Annotated in this window: 14 protein-coding genes; 5 read left to right on the top strand and 9 right to left on the bottom strand. The window is 69.8% G+C overall.

Annotation, left to right across the window (positions count from 1 at the left end):
* Window positions 1-32: 32 nt before the first annotated feature.
* Window positions 33-1,265, bottom strand: a complete 1,233-nt coding sequence (locus ACFVZH_RS34745; RefSeq protein ID WP_384903776.1) for a hypothetical protein — start codon at window positions 1,263-1,265, stop codon at window positions 33-35.
* A gap of 267 nt (window positions 1,266-1,532) precedes the next feature.
* Between ACFVZH_RS34745 and ACFVZH_RS34740 the strand changes: the two genes are divergently transcribed.
* Window positions 1,533-2,498 carry a LuxR C-terminal-related transcriptional regulator gene (locus ACFVZH_RS34740; RefSeq protein WP_384903774.1) on the top strand — a complete coding sequence of 322 codons (966 nt, stop codon included), beginning with the start codon at window positions 1,533-1,535 and terminating at the stop codon, window positions 2,496-2,498.
* A 30-nt stretch (window positions 2,499-2,528) separates the two neighbouring features.
* Here ACFVZH_RS34740 and ACFVZH_RS34735 read toward each other — a convergent pair whose 3' ends face one another.
* The 5 genes from ACFVZH_RS34735 to ACFVZH_RS34715 form a co-directional block, all read right to left on the bottom strand.
* Entirely contained in the window at window positions 2,529-2,855 is a 327-nt protein-coding gene (locus ACFVZH_RS34735) for a GNAT family N-acetyltransferase (RefSeq protein ID WP_384903772.1), read from the bottom strand.
* Between the two features lie 1,293 nt (window positions 2,856-4,148).
* Window positions 4,149-4,805 carry a peptidoglycan DD-metalloendopeptidase family protein gene (locus ACFVZH_RS34730; protein WP_384903770.1) on the bottom strand — a complete coding sequence of 219 codons (657 nt, stop codon included), beginning with the start codon at window positions 4,803-4,805 and terminating at the stop codon, window positions 4,149-4,151.
* Between the two features lie 26 nt (window positions 4,806-4,831).
* A complete protein-coding gene (locus tag ACFVZH_RS34725) occupies window positions 4,832-6,064 on the bottom strand; it encodes a hypothetical protein (RefSeq protein WP_384903768.1) in 1,233 nt (410 codons plus the stop codon).
* A 608-nt stretch (window positions 6,065-6,672) separates the two neighbouring features.
* Complete coding sequence (locus ACFVZH_RS34720) at window positions 6,673-7,626, bottom strand: sugar ABC transporter substrate-binding protein (protein ID WP_384903766.1); 954 nt, start codon at window positions 7,624-7,626, stop codon at window positions 6,673-6,675.
* Between the two features lie 114 nt (window positions 7,627-7,740).
* Window positions 7,741-7,923 carry a hypothetical protein gene (locus ACFVZH_RS34715; RefSeq protein ID WP_384903764.1) on the bottom strand — a complete coding sequence of 61 codons (183 nt, stop codon included), beginning with the start codon at window positions 7,921-7,923 and terminating at the stop codon, window positions 7,741-7,743.
* A gap of 45 nt (window positions 7,924-7,968) precedes the next feature.
* Here ACFVZH_RS34715 and ACFVZH_RS34710 point away from each other — a divergent pair, with 45 nt between their 5' ends.
* From ACFVZH_RS34710 to lanL, 4 genes are all read left to right on the top strand, one after another.
* Window positions 7,969-8,433: a thiamine pyrophosphate-dependent enzyme gene (locus ACFVZH_RS34710; protein WP_384903762.1), complete on the top strand. Its 465-nt coding sequence runs from the start codon at window positions 7,969-7,971 to the stop codon at window positions 8,431-8,433.
* A 71-nt stretch (window positions 8,434-8,504) separates the two neighbouring features.
* Entirely contained in the window at window positions 8,505-9,473 is a 969-nt protein-coding gene (locus tag ACFVZH_RS34705) for an Ldh family oxidoreductase (RefSeq protein WP_384903760.1), read from the top strand.
* Between the two features lie 390 nt (window positions 9,474-9,863).
* Window positions 9,864-10,034, top strand: a complete 171-nt coding sequence (locus ACFVZH_RS34700) for an SflA family class IV lanthipeptide (protein ID WP_384903758.1) — start codon at window positions 9,864-9,866, stop codon at window positions 10,032-10,034.
* A gap of 2 nt (window positions 10,035-10,036) precedes the next feature.
* Window positions 10,037-12,604 carry a class IV lanthionine synthetase LanL gene (lanL, locus tag ACFVZH_RS34695; protein ID WP_384903756.1) on the top strand — a complete coding sequence of 856 codons (2,568 nt, stop codon included), beginning with the start codon at window positions 10,037-10,039 and terminating at the stop codon, window positions 12,602-12,604.
* Window positions 12,605-12,964: 360 nt separating this feature from the next.
* Here the strand turns inward: lanL and ACFVZH_RS34690 are convergent, their stop codons facing one another.
* The 3 genes from ACFVZH_RS34690 to ACFVZH_RS34680 all read right to left on the bottom strand — a co-directional run bounded on the left by ACFVZH_RS34690 (window position 12,965) and on the right by ACFVZH_RS34680 (window position 16,090).
* Complete coding sequence (locus tag ACFVZH_RS34690; RefSeq protein WP_384903754.1) at window positions 12,965-14,479, bottom strand: DHA2 family efflux MFS transporter permease subunit; 1,515 nt, start codon at window positions 14,477-14,479, stop codon at window positions 12,965-12,967.
* Window positions 14,480-14,716: 237 nt separating this feature from the next.
* Window positions 14,717-15,676 carry a hypothetical protein gene (locus ACFVZH_RS34685; protein WP_384903752.1) on the bottom strand — a complete coding sequence of 320 codons (960 nt, stop codon included), beginning with the start codon at window positions 15,674-15,676 and terminating at the stop codon, window positions 14,717-14,719.
* Window positions 15,677-15,679: 3 nt separating this feature from the next.
* Entirely contained in the window at window positions 15,680-16,090 is a 411-nt protein-coding gene (locus ACFVZH_RS34680; RefSeq protein WP_384903750.1) for a hypothetical protein, read from the bottom strand.
* Window positions 16,091-16,126 lie beyond the last annotated feature (36 nt).

Here is a 16,126-nt window from a genome sequence, read left to right as displayed (position 1 = left end):
CCCCCACCGGGCCGCACCCGTGTTCCCAGCACTCAGTTCGTCGCGTCGGGCTTCACGATGTCGGGGAGCTTCGCCTCAAACAACTCGTCGAACGTCCGCGAGGGCAGGATGTGACCCTGGTCGGCGGCGTTGTCGGCCACGCTCGCGGCCCACGAGGAGGCCGCGAAGCGCTGGTTGGGCGTGCCGTGGTGGCCGGGGCTCGTGAAGCTGCAGTCGCCGACCGTGTAGAAGGACTTCGCGGAGCCCAGCACCCGCTTGGCGTTGAGGGCCTCACCGCGCGAGTGCGTGAGGTAGTACGTACCGAACGCGTCCGCCATCAGCTCGACGCGGCGACTGCCCTCCGGTGTGCCGACGTCGGCGCCGATCAGGTTGTCCTCGTACTGCACGTGGTGGCCGAACTCGTGGGCGAGGATGGCGCGCGGGGCGGTGTCGCCCAGGCCGACGGCCTTCATGGCCTCCAGGATGCCGTCACCCATGACGATGCGGTCGGAGATGCCTGCCGGGTTCGGGTCGCCCTTCTCGGAGAAGGCGAACGCGTTGAGGGTGAAGAACGGGTTGTCGCCGCCCTGGAGGACGGGCTCGAGGTTGATCACGTAGATGAACAGCTTGGCCAGGGCCAGCGCCGCATCGTGGTTCTCCTCCGGGATGCCGTACATCAGGCTCACGATGGGGGCCAGCCGTTCCGGGGAGGAGAAGACCTCACCGCCGTGCATCGGCACGATCTGGATGTCGTCGGAGTAGATGTCCCAGAACTTCTTCAGGTCCTTGCCCTCGGCCGTCAGCTCGTTGGTGTACTCGCCGTTGACACCGAAGGTGTTGTCCTTCGACTCGCTGCCGAAGTACAGCGCGTCATAGGTGGGCATGTCGAACACGCCCAGGAAGTAGAGGAAGAAGAGCAGCTCGAAGTTGCCGCCCTGGAGCAGGGTCGCCTGATAGTCCCTGAGCGCCGTGTTCTGGCACTGGTAGTCAGCAGGGTTGAGGACGCTGTCGCGGATGCCGGCCCACTGGGTGTCGTGGATGCCGTACTTGGCGGCGGCGGCATCGCGGCGCTGCTGCCAGTCGGCCGGCAGCTTGGCCACGATCTGGTCGACGAGGGCCTTTGCCTCCGGGGAGAGGCGGGAGGTGTCGAACGCGGCGCCGGGGGTGAGCGCGGACGTGACGGCGGCGGACGTCGGGGCGTCGGCGGCCGCGGACGGCAGAGCGGTACCGAGGGTGCAGGTGGCCGCGGTCACCACGGTGACAGCCCAGGCCAGGGTCTTCTTCACGGGGAAACTCCTAGGTATGCGAGCCGACGCGCAGGAGCGTCACCTCAAGGCGAAGTGACGGTCGGCTGTGCCGTAGGCAGAGTCTGCGTGGAACCTCGTGCTCCGATGAAGGGTTGGCGTTTGTCTGAATCCGGCATGGCAGAAACGCGACAGGTCTCGCGCCCTCGAAGAGCGCGGCATTCGCTGCGCCTGCCCTGGCGCAAGGGGTGTGGGCGCTGTGGCCTAGGACACTCATCCACCCCGATACGTGCATGTGACAATCGGTATATGTATTCGCTCCGCGATGTGGGCGTCGGCTCAACGGCCGAGAACGCCTACCTCGCCCTCGTTGAGCGCGGCCCGATGGCCGCGTTCGAACTGGCGACCAGCCTGCGCGCGACCCCTCAGGCCATCAGCGCCGCGGTCGACGAACTCGCCGCCCTCGGGCTGGTGGAACCGGAAGGGGCGCGGCTGGTCGCCTGCCCCCCGCGCGCCGCGCTCGAAGGCGTGGTGGAGAGCCGCAGCAGGGAGCTCAGCGCGCTGCGCACCGGCATCGAGGACCTGTCCCGCTTCTGGCGCGACCACCATGCCGGAGGAGCCGACTACATCGAGATCGCCCGGACTCAGGCGGCCCGCAGCGCACTCGTCCGGCGGATCTACGACGAGGCCACCGAGCGGGTCCGTGCCCTGACCATCGGCTACACCGGCCGATCGGCACAGCCCAACACCCTGGCTCCCGGCTTCCGGGAGGCGCTGTCACGTGGCGTCACGTGCTCGGTCGTCTACGGATCCCACGTGCTGCGCGACCGGTCTGCCCGGGAAGCGGTCCAGGCATCCGTCGATCTCGGTGAGCGAGCGCGCGTCTTTCCCGACGTACCTCTGAACATGGCCATCTGTGACGACCGTCTCGCCCTCGTGTGCCCCCCTGCGAGCGACTGGGAGCGCCGCCATCACATCGTCGTCCAGCGGTCGGACCTCCTTGAGGCGCTGACCGGCATTTTCGAGTCCTTCTGGCGGATAGGCGTCCCGCTGCCCGCCGCCGAGACCGCGGACGAACTCGGCACGACTCCCACCCCCGAGGTCCGGCAGCTCCTCACCTATCTCACCGGCGGCTTCACCGACGAGTCGATCGCCCGTGAACTCGGCGTCAGCGAGCGGACGGTGGCCCGCCGCATCACCCGCCTCCAGGAGGTGCTCGGCGCCCGGACCCGATTCCAGCTCGGCGTCCAGGCGAGCCGCCGCGGCTGGCTCTGAGGTACGACACCCCTGGCGGGGGCCTGTCGATCAGACCGGGATGGTGGCGCGACACCTCCTAGGTGATCTCGAAGGAAAGCTGGACGCCCGTTCCTCGAAGCCCAGTGCGGCGTCGACCCGCCGGGAGGCCGGAGGACGCGCGCGCCACTGCGGAACGAGACCGGCGGCGAGGGCGTGGGCGACCGCCGCCGAAGCCGTTATGCGGGCGAGTCCGCGGCCCCGGGCCTCCGGGGCCGTCAGCACGCTGATGTGGGCGGTCCGGCGGGGCCAGTTCCGGTATCCGGCGCCGGCCACCCCTGGAGTCCACCGCTGGCAAGCACGAGCTGGTACACGAGTATGCCGCCATCGAGGACGCATTCGAGCCCTTCGAGGAGCTCGTGGAGAAAGCCGTGATGGCCGTCGACCGAGAAGTGCAACTCCAGATCGACATCGCCCGCGGCAAGTAGCCGTCCGCCGGAAAGGACCGCGGCAACCGGGAGCCGCGCGCTAGCGTGACGGGCATGAGCTGGTCACTTAGCCTCTTGAAAGCCGGGAACCAGAGCTGCTCGATGCACTGTTCCTCTCGGTGGGCCGGGCGCTGCACCTCGCGAACGCCCATGAGGACAAGTGCCAGTACGCACTCCGTGTCGGCAACCTGATCACCGCCCACCAAACCGACCCGGCCATGCCCCTTGAAGAGGCCACCGCCTCAGTCCCCGCCGACAAGCTGCAGAGCCGGTGCCCGCAGCAACCAGTGATCAAGCCACTCCAGGTCCGTCATCATGCCTGGTCAGCCACTCCCGCGTACGGCCGCTGCCCGGGTGTGCCATGAACCAAGCACAGAAGCATCGGGCCAGCTTGACCAAGGGCGGCGTTACGCGACCAGCCGCGACGGCCCAGGCAGCGGCCTCGGTGCGCGGGCAGCGGACGGCTGCCCCCGTCCGAGCCGTGGCACCTCGAGACCACCACCGTGCCCGCGGCTGGCGAGGAGATGCGAGACCACACCGCCGAGCTCCACACGCTTCTCACGGGCCTGGTCGAGTAGCTGAAGCGCGGGAGTGTCTTGATTTTCGTGTAAGCCCTGGCGACTTTCTCTCTCGTGGCGCGTTGGATCGAGGCATGCTCCGTGGCGACCCGTCGACCCACCCCTCGTTTGTGTGCCAATTAGCCGCTGCCACGGGCCACCGATCAGAGGCCCCCTCCGCGCCGACCAAGATCCGGGCCATACGCGGACCAGCGGACTGCAGCTTGGCCGAATCGTGGCCGTTTCCGCTGGTCAGCGGCCACGCTAGACGTGTACCACCAGCAGACGAAGAACCTGCTGGTGAGCTACTCACCCAAGAAGCTCGGCTTCTTCTAGAGCCTGCGAAAGAGGCGCCTGACCGTGGGATGACGCCGGGCCTGATGGCGCCCTGAGACGGTCCTCCCTGCCTGGACGGTTGGCGTGGTCCCCGCTGGTGGGTGAGGTGCGGGCCGGTCCACCGGCTCCCGCACCTCCTGCGCGTCGAGTCGGCTTCATCTCCACTGTGCGGTACGCCGGTTGTTCGAGCCGATGCTCCAGCTGATGGGCCGTCCGAGGCCATCAGCGATGACCGACACACGAACTCGGAGATCACCATCCGGGCCGGGCCATCACCGGAGCCCTGGCCCGGCACGGTGGCTCCGGCCGCCTCACCACGCCGGCTTGCGGGTACGGGCATAGACGAAGGGGCCCGGCGGGTGGTCCTCGAAGTGGAGGTGCGGGCCGGTGACGTTGCCGGTCGCTCCGACCATGCCCAGCTGTTGGCCCGCCCTGACCTGCTGGCCGGTGATGACGCCCCGTTGCCAGAGGTGACAGTAGACGTACACCCGGCCGTTGCCGGCCTGGAGGCCGACCCAGTGGCCGTAGGCACCGCCGTTGTCGTTGGACCACTGGATGGAGCCGTCCCGGACGGCCACCACCGAAGTTCCCTGCGCCGAGGCATAGTCGTCCCCGGTGTGGTAGCCGGCTTGGTACCGCGGATTCTGGATGCCGTAACGGTAGGTGACGAGATGCCCGGGCACCGGGGAGGCCACCCTTCCCGACTCCCCTTCGCCTCGGACTTCGAACCCGAAGCGGGCACCGAGCTTCTTGAGCGACTCCATTCCCGGGAGGCCGTCCGCGCCCGCGCCGGAGAAACCGAGGTGCCGCTGCCACTTGGCGTAGGCATCTCTGGTGCGTTCACCGTAGACACCCGGGCCCGAGCTGAAGTCGAGTCCCACCGCTTGGGCCAGGGCCTCTTGGACCACCAGGACGCTGGCGTTGTGCGCACCTGGGTGCAGCTCCGACAGATGTACGACCTTGGACATGATGGGCGTCCCTTCGGGGACCGTGATCAGTAGCCGCACGGTCCGCGGTTGGGGTCGAACTGGCAGACGCGGCCTGCGAGGTTCGTCCCGTCGCGGTACACGCCGTATCGAGCCATCACATAGTTCATGGCTGCGCAGATGTTGGCCACGCCGTCGTAAATGACCTTTGAGGTACCAGGCTGGTGGAACGAGGCGAACGTCGGCGGGATGACCTGCATGACTCCGCGGGAGCAGTTGCGTGGATGGCCGTCGCTCTGCTTGGGCCCGGTGGCGTTGCTGTCCCAGTCATTCACCGCGTTGAACCGGTACGACGACTCGCGCCGGGCGGCGACCAGGATGCCCGGCACCCAATGAGTCTCCGGTACGCGGAGGATGCGGCAGGCATCCTTCGCCGCCGCCGTGGTGCTTCCGTCCTGCACGTGATCGAACGTGACGCTCGACAGGGGGATGGCGGAGTGCCCTGCGACCTCGCCGTCCGGCGGGAAAGGCCGGTCGAAGAAGCTCAACCCACGGACCGTGAACTGCTGCCGACGGCCCAGTTCGGTGAGCGAGAAGCGCCCGAACACACCGTCCGCGTCGCCTTCGGTGAAGCCGAGCTTGCGCTGGAAGGCGGCCACCCCCGCTTTCGTACGCGGCCCGAACGTGCCCGGTGCCGCAGCGTAGTCAAGCCCTACTTCCTTGGCGAGCGCGCCCTGGACGATTCTCACTGAGGTGTTCCGCGCGCCGAACACGACCTCCGAAGCTGTCACCGCGATGTCCGAAGGCGGCAGCACCAGACCGGCCCAGCGCCATGAGGCGACGGCCGTACCGCCCCGGTGATCGTCGGGGTCGGCGGTGGGCGGACAGCCGTCCTCGAACTCGGGGGCGAAGTAACCTACGACCTTCATGCTGCGCCGCTCCGTACTGTGCGAGTAGACGCCGTAGCCCTGGCCCGCGTCTTCGGCGTTCTCGGGAACGGTGTTGCCGCCCTTGGTGTAGACGTGGGTCTCGTCGAAACCGACCACGACCTCGGTGTGTCCGCCTTGGGACAGGTTCGTCCACGCCCCGATGGAGGGGTAGTCGGACCACTGATCGCGCGTCCTGGCCCATTCGGTGAAGACGGAGACGTTGTTGACCTTGGGAACGATGTGGTCCAGGCCGATGTCGGCGTACATGTCCCAGTTGAACATGACGCACCACGGCTCGCCGTCCTCGCCGAACTGCCTTCCGAACTGTGTCCTGTTGTCGTAACCGGTCCCCGGCACGTTCGTCTCGTACACGCCCTCGGGAACGCTCTGGATGTGATCGACCAGTCTCCGCCATTGAAGTGCTGCCATCGTCCGCCCATCCTTTCGATGAGTCGGCGTTCAGGGAATCCGAGAGGACTTTGGTACGGAGGCCACCACTTCCAGCGAAACAGCCACGGCTGGTGATCGCCACCGGAGAGGGGCGGTTGCCCCAGCCGGCTTCGCTGACGTCGATCGGTCCTGATGCGGAGCCCATGACCGTATGGCCCTCGGGTGTCCTGCGCTGTTGATCACACCGGGTGGAGCGCCTGAGGCAGCTCAAGCACAACGCCCTGCCGATGCGACACCGAGTGAGCAGGAGGCAAGCGCTCGGTCGACTCGGCCGCGGATCGTTCCCCGCTTTCTGCAGCAGGCCCCGACCAGGATCCGGGCCGTTCACGGACCAGAATGCCGACTACGAGCCCCACGGAAGCCTTCTGCGCCGGTTAGCGTCGTGTTGCCGCTGTACCACCAGCGGACGAAGAACCTGCTGGTCAGCTACTCCCCCAAGAAGCTGGGCTTCTTCTAGAGGGGTGAACCCGGGGTCCTGGAAGGCAGTTGTCTTCCAGGACCCCTCACCAGTCAGACATGTCCACCAGGGCTCAAGGGCAGCACGGGGGCGCGTGGTCGAGATTCTTCCGTGTGACCAGGGTGAGCGGGACCGTGGCGATCTTGGGGGCCGGCTCGTCGGAGAGCAGGGTCAGTGCGTTCTTGACCGCCATCCTGCCGTTCGTCAAAGGCGAGTTGGTGACCGTGGCCGAGACGCGACCGTCCTTGATCGCGGCCAGACCTCTGTGGGTGCCGTTGATCGTGACGATCTTGACGCCCTTCGCTCCGGTCGCGTCGAAGGCGTCTCGGGCGGCGAGGGCCCTCTCCTCGTTGGCGACGAAGACGTAGTCCAGTCCGGGGTGAGCGCGGATCGCGCGTGTGGCAACGCCCTCGGCTTTGACGGGGTCGAACATCGCGGGCGCGTTGACCACGACCTTGGCGTTCGGCGGCAGGGCCTCGGTGAAGCCGGAGACGAGCAGGTCGGAGGCGGCACCCGGGGCACCGGCGATCACCCCGACCTCGACCTGCCTCCCTCCGGCGTCCGATCCCACCCATCCGGCGTCCAGGCGACCGGCCTTCTTCAGGTCGACGACCACGGCACCGAGGATGTCGGCGGTGTCGTCGCCCACGACCGAGGTGAGGAAGATCGGCACGTTCGCGCCCCTGGCCACGGCGATACCGTCCTTGAGCTTCTCCGCATCGACCGTCTGCACGATCAGCACGTCCACGTCCTGGGACACCATGGCCTTGATATGGGCCAGTTCCCGCGCCGGGTCCTGTTGTGAGTTCGCCGTGGTGAGCTCGGCACCCGCCACTTCGGCGGCCATCTCGACGGCACCCTGCAGGCAGGTGTGGAAGTCGGAGTGCGCTCCGTTGACGAAGCCGACGGTGACCGTGACGGTGTCGCCGGACCCGGATCCGGAGCCGCCACCGCAGCCACACGTCATCACCAGGACAGCGCCGGCGGCCGCGGCGGCCACCGCTCGGGATCGAGAGGTCGGGAACACGGAGGACCGCCTTTCGGTGACGTACTGGGGGAAGGGAGCAATGCGGGGAGGTAGGTACGAGAAAGGCGGACCGGGTCCGCCGCACGGCATCGGTGCGGCCACGAACTGTCGGGCTCACCCCATCTGGTCCTCCGCCGTCAGATGCTCGACCGTCTTGCCGGTCTCCGTGAAGGTGCGGGTCACATGGCCCGAGCTGTAGACCCAGAGGATGCGCAGCGGTGTGTCGCCGACGTTGCGGAAGAGGTGCGGTATCGGGGAGGGGACGTACGTGGTGTCGTACCGCTCCAGCCTGGTCACCTCGCCGTCGACGACGACCTCCGCCTCGCCGTCGAGGATCGTGACGTGCTCGTCGCAGTTGCCGATGCCCCCGACTCGTACTACTACGTGCAGGGCGGGCTCGGCCAAGGCATCGCCGTCGCGCTCGGCGTCAAACTGGCCGCACCGGACCGTCCCGTGGTGTTCACCGTCGGCGACGGCGCCTTCACCTACAACCCGGTCATCCCGTCCTACGACGCCTCCCGGGCATACGACCTGCCGGTCCTGATCGTGGTGTTCAACAACCGCGTCTACAAGTCGATGAACCTCAACCACCGACGCTTCTACCCCGAGGGCGCGGCGGCCGAGACCGGCGAGTGGCTCGGCACCGACCTCCACCGGCTGCCCCGCCTCGCCTCCTTCGCCGAACCGTTCGGCATGCACACCGAGACCGTCGACACCCCCGACGCGCTGGCCCCCGCCCTCGAACGGGCCCTCAAGGCCGTCACCGACGACACCACCGCCGTCGTCGACGTCCTCGTCACCCGCTGACCCAGGAGCCCCACCACCATGACCGACACACCTCCCCCAAGCCAGGCAAGGTCCTCGTCTCCGCCGATGAGTTGTGCGCCCTCTCCGCCGCGCTCCTGGAGACGGGTGGCCTCAGCCCCGAGCACGCCCGCACCACCGCCGACGTGTTCGTCTGGGCCGCCCAGCGTGGCGTCGACTCCCATGGCACCGCCCGCGTCCCCGCCTACCTCGACCTCCTCGCCAAGGGCGTCGCCAACGCCAAGCCCGAGATCACGATCGAGTCCACCACCCCGGCCGCCGCCGCCGAGGAGGCGGTGAACCGCGCCCGTACCACCGGCATCGCCGCCGTCGGCGTCCGCCGGACCGTCCACACCGGCGCCATCGGCTACTACGTGTCGAAGATCGCCGAACAGGGCCTGGTCGGCATCGGCTTCGTCGCCGGCATGCCCAACATGGGCTACACCGGCGTCAAGGGCGCCGCCGTCGCCACCAGCCCGCTCGCCATCGCGGTCCCCGCCACCGACCACGCCCCGCTCCTCCTGGACATGGCCACCGCCACCATCGCCCTCGGCAAGATCCGTCAGGCCAAGGCGAGCGGCACCCCGCTGCCCGAGGGCGCGGCCGCCACCGAGGACGGCACGCCCACCACCGACCCGGCGCTCGCGACCATGCCGCTGCCGCTCGGCGGAGCCAAGGGCTCGGGCATGTCCCTGGCCTTCGAACTCCTGACCAGCGTGCTCGTCGGCGCCCCGATCTTCTCCGACTTCCACTCCGACAACCCCCAGGGCCGCAAGCACCGCCAGAACGCCCTGCTCATCGCCCTCGACCCCGCCGCCTTCGGCGGCACCGAGCCCTTCATCCAGTCGGTGGACGCCACCTTGTCCACCCTCAAGACCCTGCCCCCGGCAGACGGTTCCCACGGTGTGTTCTACCCAGGTGAACGCAGCGCCGCGACCGCCGCCGACCGCACAGCCGGCGGAATCCCCGTCGTCCCCAAGGTCTGGAAGCAACTGACCGAGGCGGCGGACCGGGGCGTCGCCCTGCCTGCCACCGCCGGCTAGCGAGCCGGCGGCGAAAGCCCGGGGCACAGGGAAGCCGCGCGCAGCACTCCCGAGGGGTGAGAGCTGCGCGCGGTGCGTTCGCTCTCCCCTGTCCCGTCCCCACCCCTGATCGCCGGCAGTTCCGAGGAGGAACCATGTCCCGTTCACAGGCGCGCGTCACCAACCACCACGCGCACTGCCCGCCTGAGCACGATGTTCCTCCAAGACCGTGCGGTCGGTGCCAGGGTGGGAGTCCTCCAGAGCTGTCCTAACTGCCCTCTTGTCAGCGAGTTCGCCCCTCCCTACTTTTGTTCAGCAAGTCCCTTGGCCCGGCGGGTCCACCGGTCCGCGTCGGCCATTGCCCGCTCCTCAGCGCACGACCAACCATGGAGGCGTCAGATGCCCTTAGCCGTGCCGGATCTTCTGGAAGCCGACGGATTTCGCGACGCGGGTCCGCTGGAGATCGACGACGAGGCGATCGTGTTCGAGGACGACGACCGCAGCGACCGCGAACACACGGCGTGTCTCGCCGACCCCTGGGTGACCGCCACCACCCGCTTCGCCTGTGACCTGAACTCGTAGCGGTGGCCGTTTCCATCGCCGGTCGCAGCGGTTGGTCCGATGGCACATGGTCGTATCTGAACGATCCGCGGATGCCGGCGATGGAACACGGCTGGAAACTGCACGTATCGGCGCGTCCCGGCGACCTCGATGCCATGACCCGGCTCGTCCTGCCGGTCCTGGCCCGACACGTCTGCCATGCGAAGTTCGCCCGTGATCCCGAGACCCTGCGCCGCCTCAACTCCGGGGTGGCGACCGCCGGGGCCGTCGGCAAGGCGATCACCGTCTACCCCCTGTCCGGGGCCGTGGTCGAGGTCGGCCGGGAACTCGCCGCCGTACTGCGTGGCCGGGAGGGCCCTCGGGTCGTCAGCGATCGGCGGGTCGACCCGGGGGCCCCGGTCTACTACCGCTACGGCCCTTTCACGGGCGACTATCGGACCGGCCGGAGCGGGCGGCTCGAATCCGTCATGACCGGGCCGGACGGCCGGATCTTCGACGGCCTGGCCGTCGGCCGCTACAGGTGCCCGCCCTGGGCCGAAGACCCCTTCGCGCTCGACTCCGGCCACGGTGACGAGCCGTCCGCGGCCGGCTTCGGCGGCGGACGCTACACCGTGACCACCGGCATCGCGCGTGCGCCCCAGGGCAATGTCTACCGCGCGGTCGACCGTACTCTCGGGCGGCCGGTGGTGGTCAAACAGGCGAGGGCCTTCGTGGGCGAGGACGAGTTCGGTACGGACGCCCGCCACCGGCTGCGCAACGAGCGCATGGTCCTCACCGCGCTCGACGGCGTCACGGGCGTGCCCCGCGCACTGGACTACTTCGCTCACCAGTCGGACGAGTACCTGGTGATGAGCAGCTGTGGCGACCGAGACCTGCGCGGAGAGGTTCTGCGGAACGGCCCCTACCGGGACGACGACACCCGGCCGGCGCGCGCCCTGTCCGTCCTCGCCTCCCGGCTCCTGCGCGTCCTGGACGCGATCCACGGCGGGAACGTGGTCGTCCGCGATCTCAAGCCCGACAACGTCGTGCTCGACGACTCGGGCCCCGGCCACTGTCACGTGATCGACTTCGGGATCAGCGAGTGGGACGGCGCCGGCCCGGGCGGGGCGACCCCCGGATACAGCGAGCCGGTTCTGCGCGCGACCGGACCGGCCGCCCCCGCCGACGACTACTACGCCCTCGGCGCGACCCTCTTCTTCGCCGCCACCGGAATGGACCCGGTGATCGTCGACACCGACCACGGGGTCAACCGGGACCGGACGCTGGCCTGCCTGGCATCGGCGCTTCCCGGGCGCGCCCACCGGGAGATCCGGTCGTCGATCACCGGTCTCCTGAGCTTCGACCCGGCCGTACGGACCGCCGCCGCCGCCCGCCTGCGCACCGGCACGACCAAGACCGCATGCCGGCCCGCGAGCCCACGGATCGACAGCGACCTCCTGGACGAGATCATCGAGCACACGACCTCGTTCTGCGTCGGTGAAGCACAGACGATCGTGGACCCGGTACAGGCCGCGCAGCTGAACGTCCCGACCTCGATCGACGTCTACAGCGGCAGCTCGGGACTCGGACTGGAACTCCTCCACCATCAGCACCGGCCCCATGTACGTTCTACCGTCGCCGCGTTGGCGCGGTGGACGGCGGAACAGTCCAGGAACCTGCCACCCGGCTTCTACACGGGGCGCACCGGCGTCGAACTCTTCCTCGCGGAGGCGGAGGCAGGGGCGGAGTCGGGGTCGCGCTCGGGGCCGAGGACGGATGAAGACCCGCGGTCCGAGTACCCCGCCCTACCGGAGCGCGCACCGGACGGCGGACCTCCGGAGGCGGACCTGATCGCGGGCGTCGCCGGAATCGGCCTTGGCCGGCTGCTGCTCGCCCGGCACGCCCGCCGGTCCGGTGACCGACACGCCGCGGACCGGCACCTCACCGTCGCCGCCGACTGCGACCGGATGCTGGTGTCGGGCGCCGCCCGACTCACCCCGACCGGTTCGGAGACGGCCGGCAGCGCCGCTCTCCGCGAAGGCATCGCGCACGGCGAGGCGGGCGTCACCGCCTTCCTGCTCGAGTACAGCGGCGCGACCGGGGACCCTGACGCGATCAGCCGCTCCGAGAAGGCCGCCGCACGCCTGGCCGCCGTGACAACGGACATCATCGCGGCGGCCGCCGAACCGGGGGCCACACGCCGCTACGGCTCGTGGTGCCGGGGCCTGGCCGGCATCGGGACCGTACTCGTCCGGGCCGCCGAACGCCTCGAGGAGCCCGCATACCTCGACCTCGCCCAGCGGGCCGCGCGCGCCTGCGTCGCCTTGGCACCGCGGATGCCGCTGGTCACGCAGTGCTGCGGACTGGCCGGAGTGGGCGACCTGATGGTGGACGTCGCGGAGGCATCCGCGTCCGAGGAGTTCTGGGACGCGGCCGAGACCGTCGCCCTGCTCATCCTGAGCCGCAGCGGCGGCACCTGGTCCCGACCCGTGTTTCCGGACACCGGTCTCGCCCGGTCGACCGCCACCTGGGCCGGCGGCTCCGCGGGCGTGCTGGCCTTCTTCAGACGGCTCCACGACCGGGGCGGTCCACGGCTCGGCCTCGTCGCCTGACCGCTACCACCGCCGGCACGGTCGCCCCCGCCGCCCACGTCGTACCGGACATGCCCGACGACCGGGCAGGACCGGCCAGGTTCGAGACCGACAACGTGGTCCGGTTCTTGGCCGGGCGGTCACCTCACCGGTCTGAAGGTGAGATGCCCTCCCTGGCCCGCCCAAGAGACCCACCGCCGCCGCTTTGAGCCGGGTCCGGCGGCACTGAGGCTGCCGCCGCCTCCTCCGACGCCGCCAGGACGGACCGAAAGCGGGTGGTCTCCGGTCGTCCCCGGCGGGACCGACGTCGCCCTTCCGCCGCTCCGGGTCGTAGGCGACACCGCGGACAGGATCGGAGCTCCGGCCCGCGGTGAACCGACGTCAGCCGGCGGGTGTCCGGGCGGTCTTGTTCGTGGTGCCGTCCTCGTCCTGGACCTCCGGTTCAGCGGGCTGCTGCGGGGCAGGCGGGGTGCGGACCAGCAGAGCGACCAGCACGGTCAGTCCGCCGATCACGGCGCCGACGCCGAATCCCCACCGGATGCCCGTCGCCAGGGCACCGGTGGTGTCGGCACCGTCGGCTGCTGCCGTGGCGGCGTGTCCCGACATGACACTGATGACCAGGGCGGTGCCGGCAGCGGCCGCGACCTGCTGGAGCGAGCCCAGAATGGCGGAGCCGTGGGGGTAGAGGTGCGGCGGCAGTACGGACAGGCCGGACGTGAAGACGGGGGTGAACACGAACGCCATGCCGGCGCTCAGAGCCACGTGAAGGGCGAGCACCAGCCACGGCGAGGTCTGTTCGCTCGTGAGGGCGAACAGGGCGAGGCAGACCGCTGTGAGCACGGCTCCGGGTACGACGAGGCGTGCTGCGCCGAGCCGGTCGTAGAGCTTGCCGACCTGCGGTCCGAGCAGGCCCATGGTCAGGCCGCCGGGGATGAGGAGCAGCCCGGTCTGCAGTGAGGTCAGGCCGGACACCTCCTGCAGGTAGATCGGCAGCAGGATGAACGCACCCATGAGGGCCATGAAGGACAGGCACATCAGGCCGAGCGCCACGGAGAAGTGCCGGTATGTCAGCGTACGCAGGTCAAGCAGCGGTGTGGACGTGCGCTGCAGTGCCAGCTGTCGCCATGCGAACAGACCTACCAGCACGCCGCCTGCCAGGGTCGTGACCGCCGGGGGCACGGGGGCCTGGGCCGAGTTCTCTGCACCGAGCCCGCTCAGGCCATAGACGAGGGCGCCGAAGCCCACTGCCGCCAGGGGTACGGACAACCAGTCGATGGGGCCGGCCTGCGGCTCGCCGATGTTGACCAGTTGGCGCCGACCGAAGAGGGCCATGGCTCCGGCGATGGGCAGCACGGCCAGGAACAGGAGGCGCCATGTCCCCAGTTGCAGCAGCACGCCGGAGGCCGCGGGGCCGAGTGCGGGTGCGACGGAGATGACAAGGGTGATGTTCCCCATGACCCGGCCGCGGTCGTGCGGGGGCACGAGGGTCATCAGCGTCGTCATGAGCAGCGGCATCATGACGGCGGTGCCGCCGGCCTGGATGACACGGGCGGCCAGCAGTACGGAGAAGGTGGGCGCGGCCGCGGCCAGAGCCGTGCCGGCGAGGAACAGCGCCATGGCGAGACCGTAGGCGGTCCGCGTGGTCACACGCTGGAGGAACCACCCCGTCACCGGGATGACGACGGCCATGGTGAGCATGAAGGAGGTGGACAGCCACCCCGCGGCTGCCGCGGTGACCTCGAACTCGCGCATGAGCCGCGGGATCGCGTTGACCATGATCGTCTCGTTGAGGAGGACGACGAAGGTGGACAGCACGAGAATCCGCAGCACGGCGGTGACGCGGGCGGGCGGGAGCGCGGGCGCCGTGTGGGGTGCGAGCATGATGCCTTCCGTCATGTGAGTGTCCTCCGCTCGGGGCAGGTCACTCTGACAGACCACGGCGCCGGGAAGAACTCATCGGTGTTCCCCGATCCTCCCGTTGCAGCCGCCGAGGCTCAACCCATTTACCGACGCGGACCGTTCGCCTTCCAGGTCTCCTGACCCGGTCGGAGGGTCACCCAGGCGAACGCTTCCGCGTGGGCGCCCACGTGATCACTCCCGGCCGGCCGAGGGTCGGCCGGGTGCATGCGCGGGTCAGCGGTGGGGGAAGTTCGGGTCGCTGGGGGGCGGCGGTGGTGGGGTGGGCGTCAGGTGATGGGTGAGGGTGTCGCCGGTTTCGGGGGTGAGGGGGCCGGTGGGAGTGAGGCCGATGCGTTCGGCGAGGTCGCGGGTGTGGAGACGGGCGGTGGCTTCCAGGAGGAGTGCGTAGGTGTCGGTGGCGGTGCGCGTGCGCGCCCGGCCCGTGAGGGCGAGGGCCGCGGTGATGAGGGCGGCGGGCCACCACCAGGCGGCGAGCGGGAGGTAGAGCAGGGCCCAAGCGGACAGTGTGGTGGCGCGGGTGAGGTTCTGGCGGGCGAGGGTGATCTGGGCGCGGATCTCCTCGGGGAGAACGAGCCACAGGTGCGGCCAGAGGGTGGCCAGGTCGAGGTGGTGGTCGCGCTCCAGCCGGAGGGCTACGGCGTTGAGGCGGTCCCCGCTCCAGGTGGGGCGGCTGGGGTCCTCGGGTGCGATGCGGTTCATCGCGCGTTCGGCGGCGTGCCGTGGGGCGGGGTCGGTGCGTTGGCCGTGGGCCCGCGCTCGGGCGTTCTGCTCGCGGTGGTGGTGCCAGGTTCGGGCTGTGTCGTTCCACCGGTTGTGCCGTCGCGCGGTCTGCTGGGCGGCGAGCTGGCGGAGTGGGGTCGGCCAGGCGGGCCAGTCGACGGCCAGGCAGAGCCGTTCGGCCGCGGAGCCGAGGGCTTGGGCGGCAAGTCCGACCGCGGCGGCGCCGGCCAGTATCGCGGCCAGCAACACCACCTGACCGCCGGCGGTGCTCGTGGCCGGTCGGTCGGCCCAGGTGGTGATCTGATGGGTGAGCCGGGACAGGTCGAAGGGATGTGCGTGGCCGAGGGTGTGCGCGGTGGCGGCGACGGCGAGATAGAAGGCACCGGGCAAGACCAGCAAGGACAGCCATCGCTCGGCGAGTTTCTTGCCCAACTCCGCCAGGAAGCCGCCCATCGGTTACAGCCTTTCCCGGCGAAGCATGCTGCCGCTGATCGCGCAGTGCGGCACCGAGGCGGCGGCCTGGGGCCACCAGTGGCGCGCACACCGGCCTGCCGGGCACAGATACACCAGCTCTGCCCGGGCGCTGCTGATCCCGGCAGGTCGCAGACCTCGGGTGGCACTCGCGTGGTCGGTGTAGCCGTCCAGGCCCTGAGGGTCGCCGTCGGCTTGCAGGACGGCATGCAGGACGGCGAGCGTGCTCGCCACGTCCCCGCCGTTCCGCGCGGTGGTCAGCACGTCCTCTACTGGCCCCTCGTCCCCACCCGGCCCGCCGCGCAGATCTTCACGGATCGCCTCCAGATGCGTGCACACCGCGGCCAGCCGTTCGGCCGCGTCTGACGACGCCGCCTCCTCGCGCCCGTCTCCCATCGGTCCCCTTCCCGCCTGATCCAACCCACTACCCTC

Origin of the sequence: Streptomyces sp. NPDC059534 (genome assembly GCF_042743475.1) — a bacterium.
Classification (GTDB): Bacteria; Actinomycetota; Actinomycetes; order Streptomycetales; family Streptomycetaceae; genus Streptomyces.
This window is presented reverse-complemented; position numbering and strand designations above follow the sequence as displayed.

Bases quoted from the DNA above. Each gene is read 5' to 3' on its own strand.
- ACFVZH_RS34740 (WP_384903774.1), top strand. From the start codon at position 1,533: ATGTATTCGCTCCGCGATGTGGGCGTCGGCTCAACGGCCGAGAACGCC.
- ACFVZH_RS34735 (WP_384903772.1), bottom strand. From the start codon at position 2,855: ATGCGTCCTCGATGGCGGCATACTCGTGTACCAGCTCGTGCTTGCCAG.
- ACFVZH_RS34730 (WP_384903770.1), bottom strand. From the start codon at position 4,805: ATGTCCAAGGTCGTACATCTGTCGGAGCTGCACCCAGGTGCGCACAAC.
- ACFVZH_RS34690 (WP_384903754.1), bottom strand. From the start codon at position 14,479: ATGACGGAAGGCATCATGCTCGCACCCCACACGGCGCCCGCGCTCCCG.
- ACFVZH_RS34685 (WP_384903752.1), bottom strand. From the start codon at position 15,676: ATGGGCGGCTTCCTGGCGGAGTTGGGCAAGAAACTCGCCGAGCGATGG.
- ACFVZH_RS34680 (WP_384903750.1), bottom strand. From the start codon at position 16,090: ATGGGAGACGGGCGCGAGGAGGCGGCGTCGTCAGACGCGGCCGAACGG.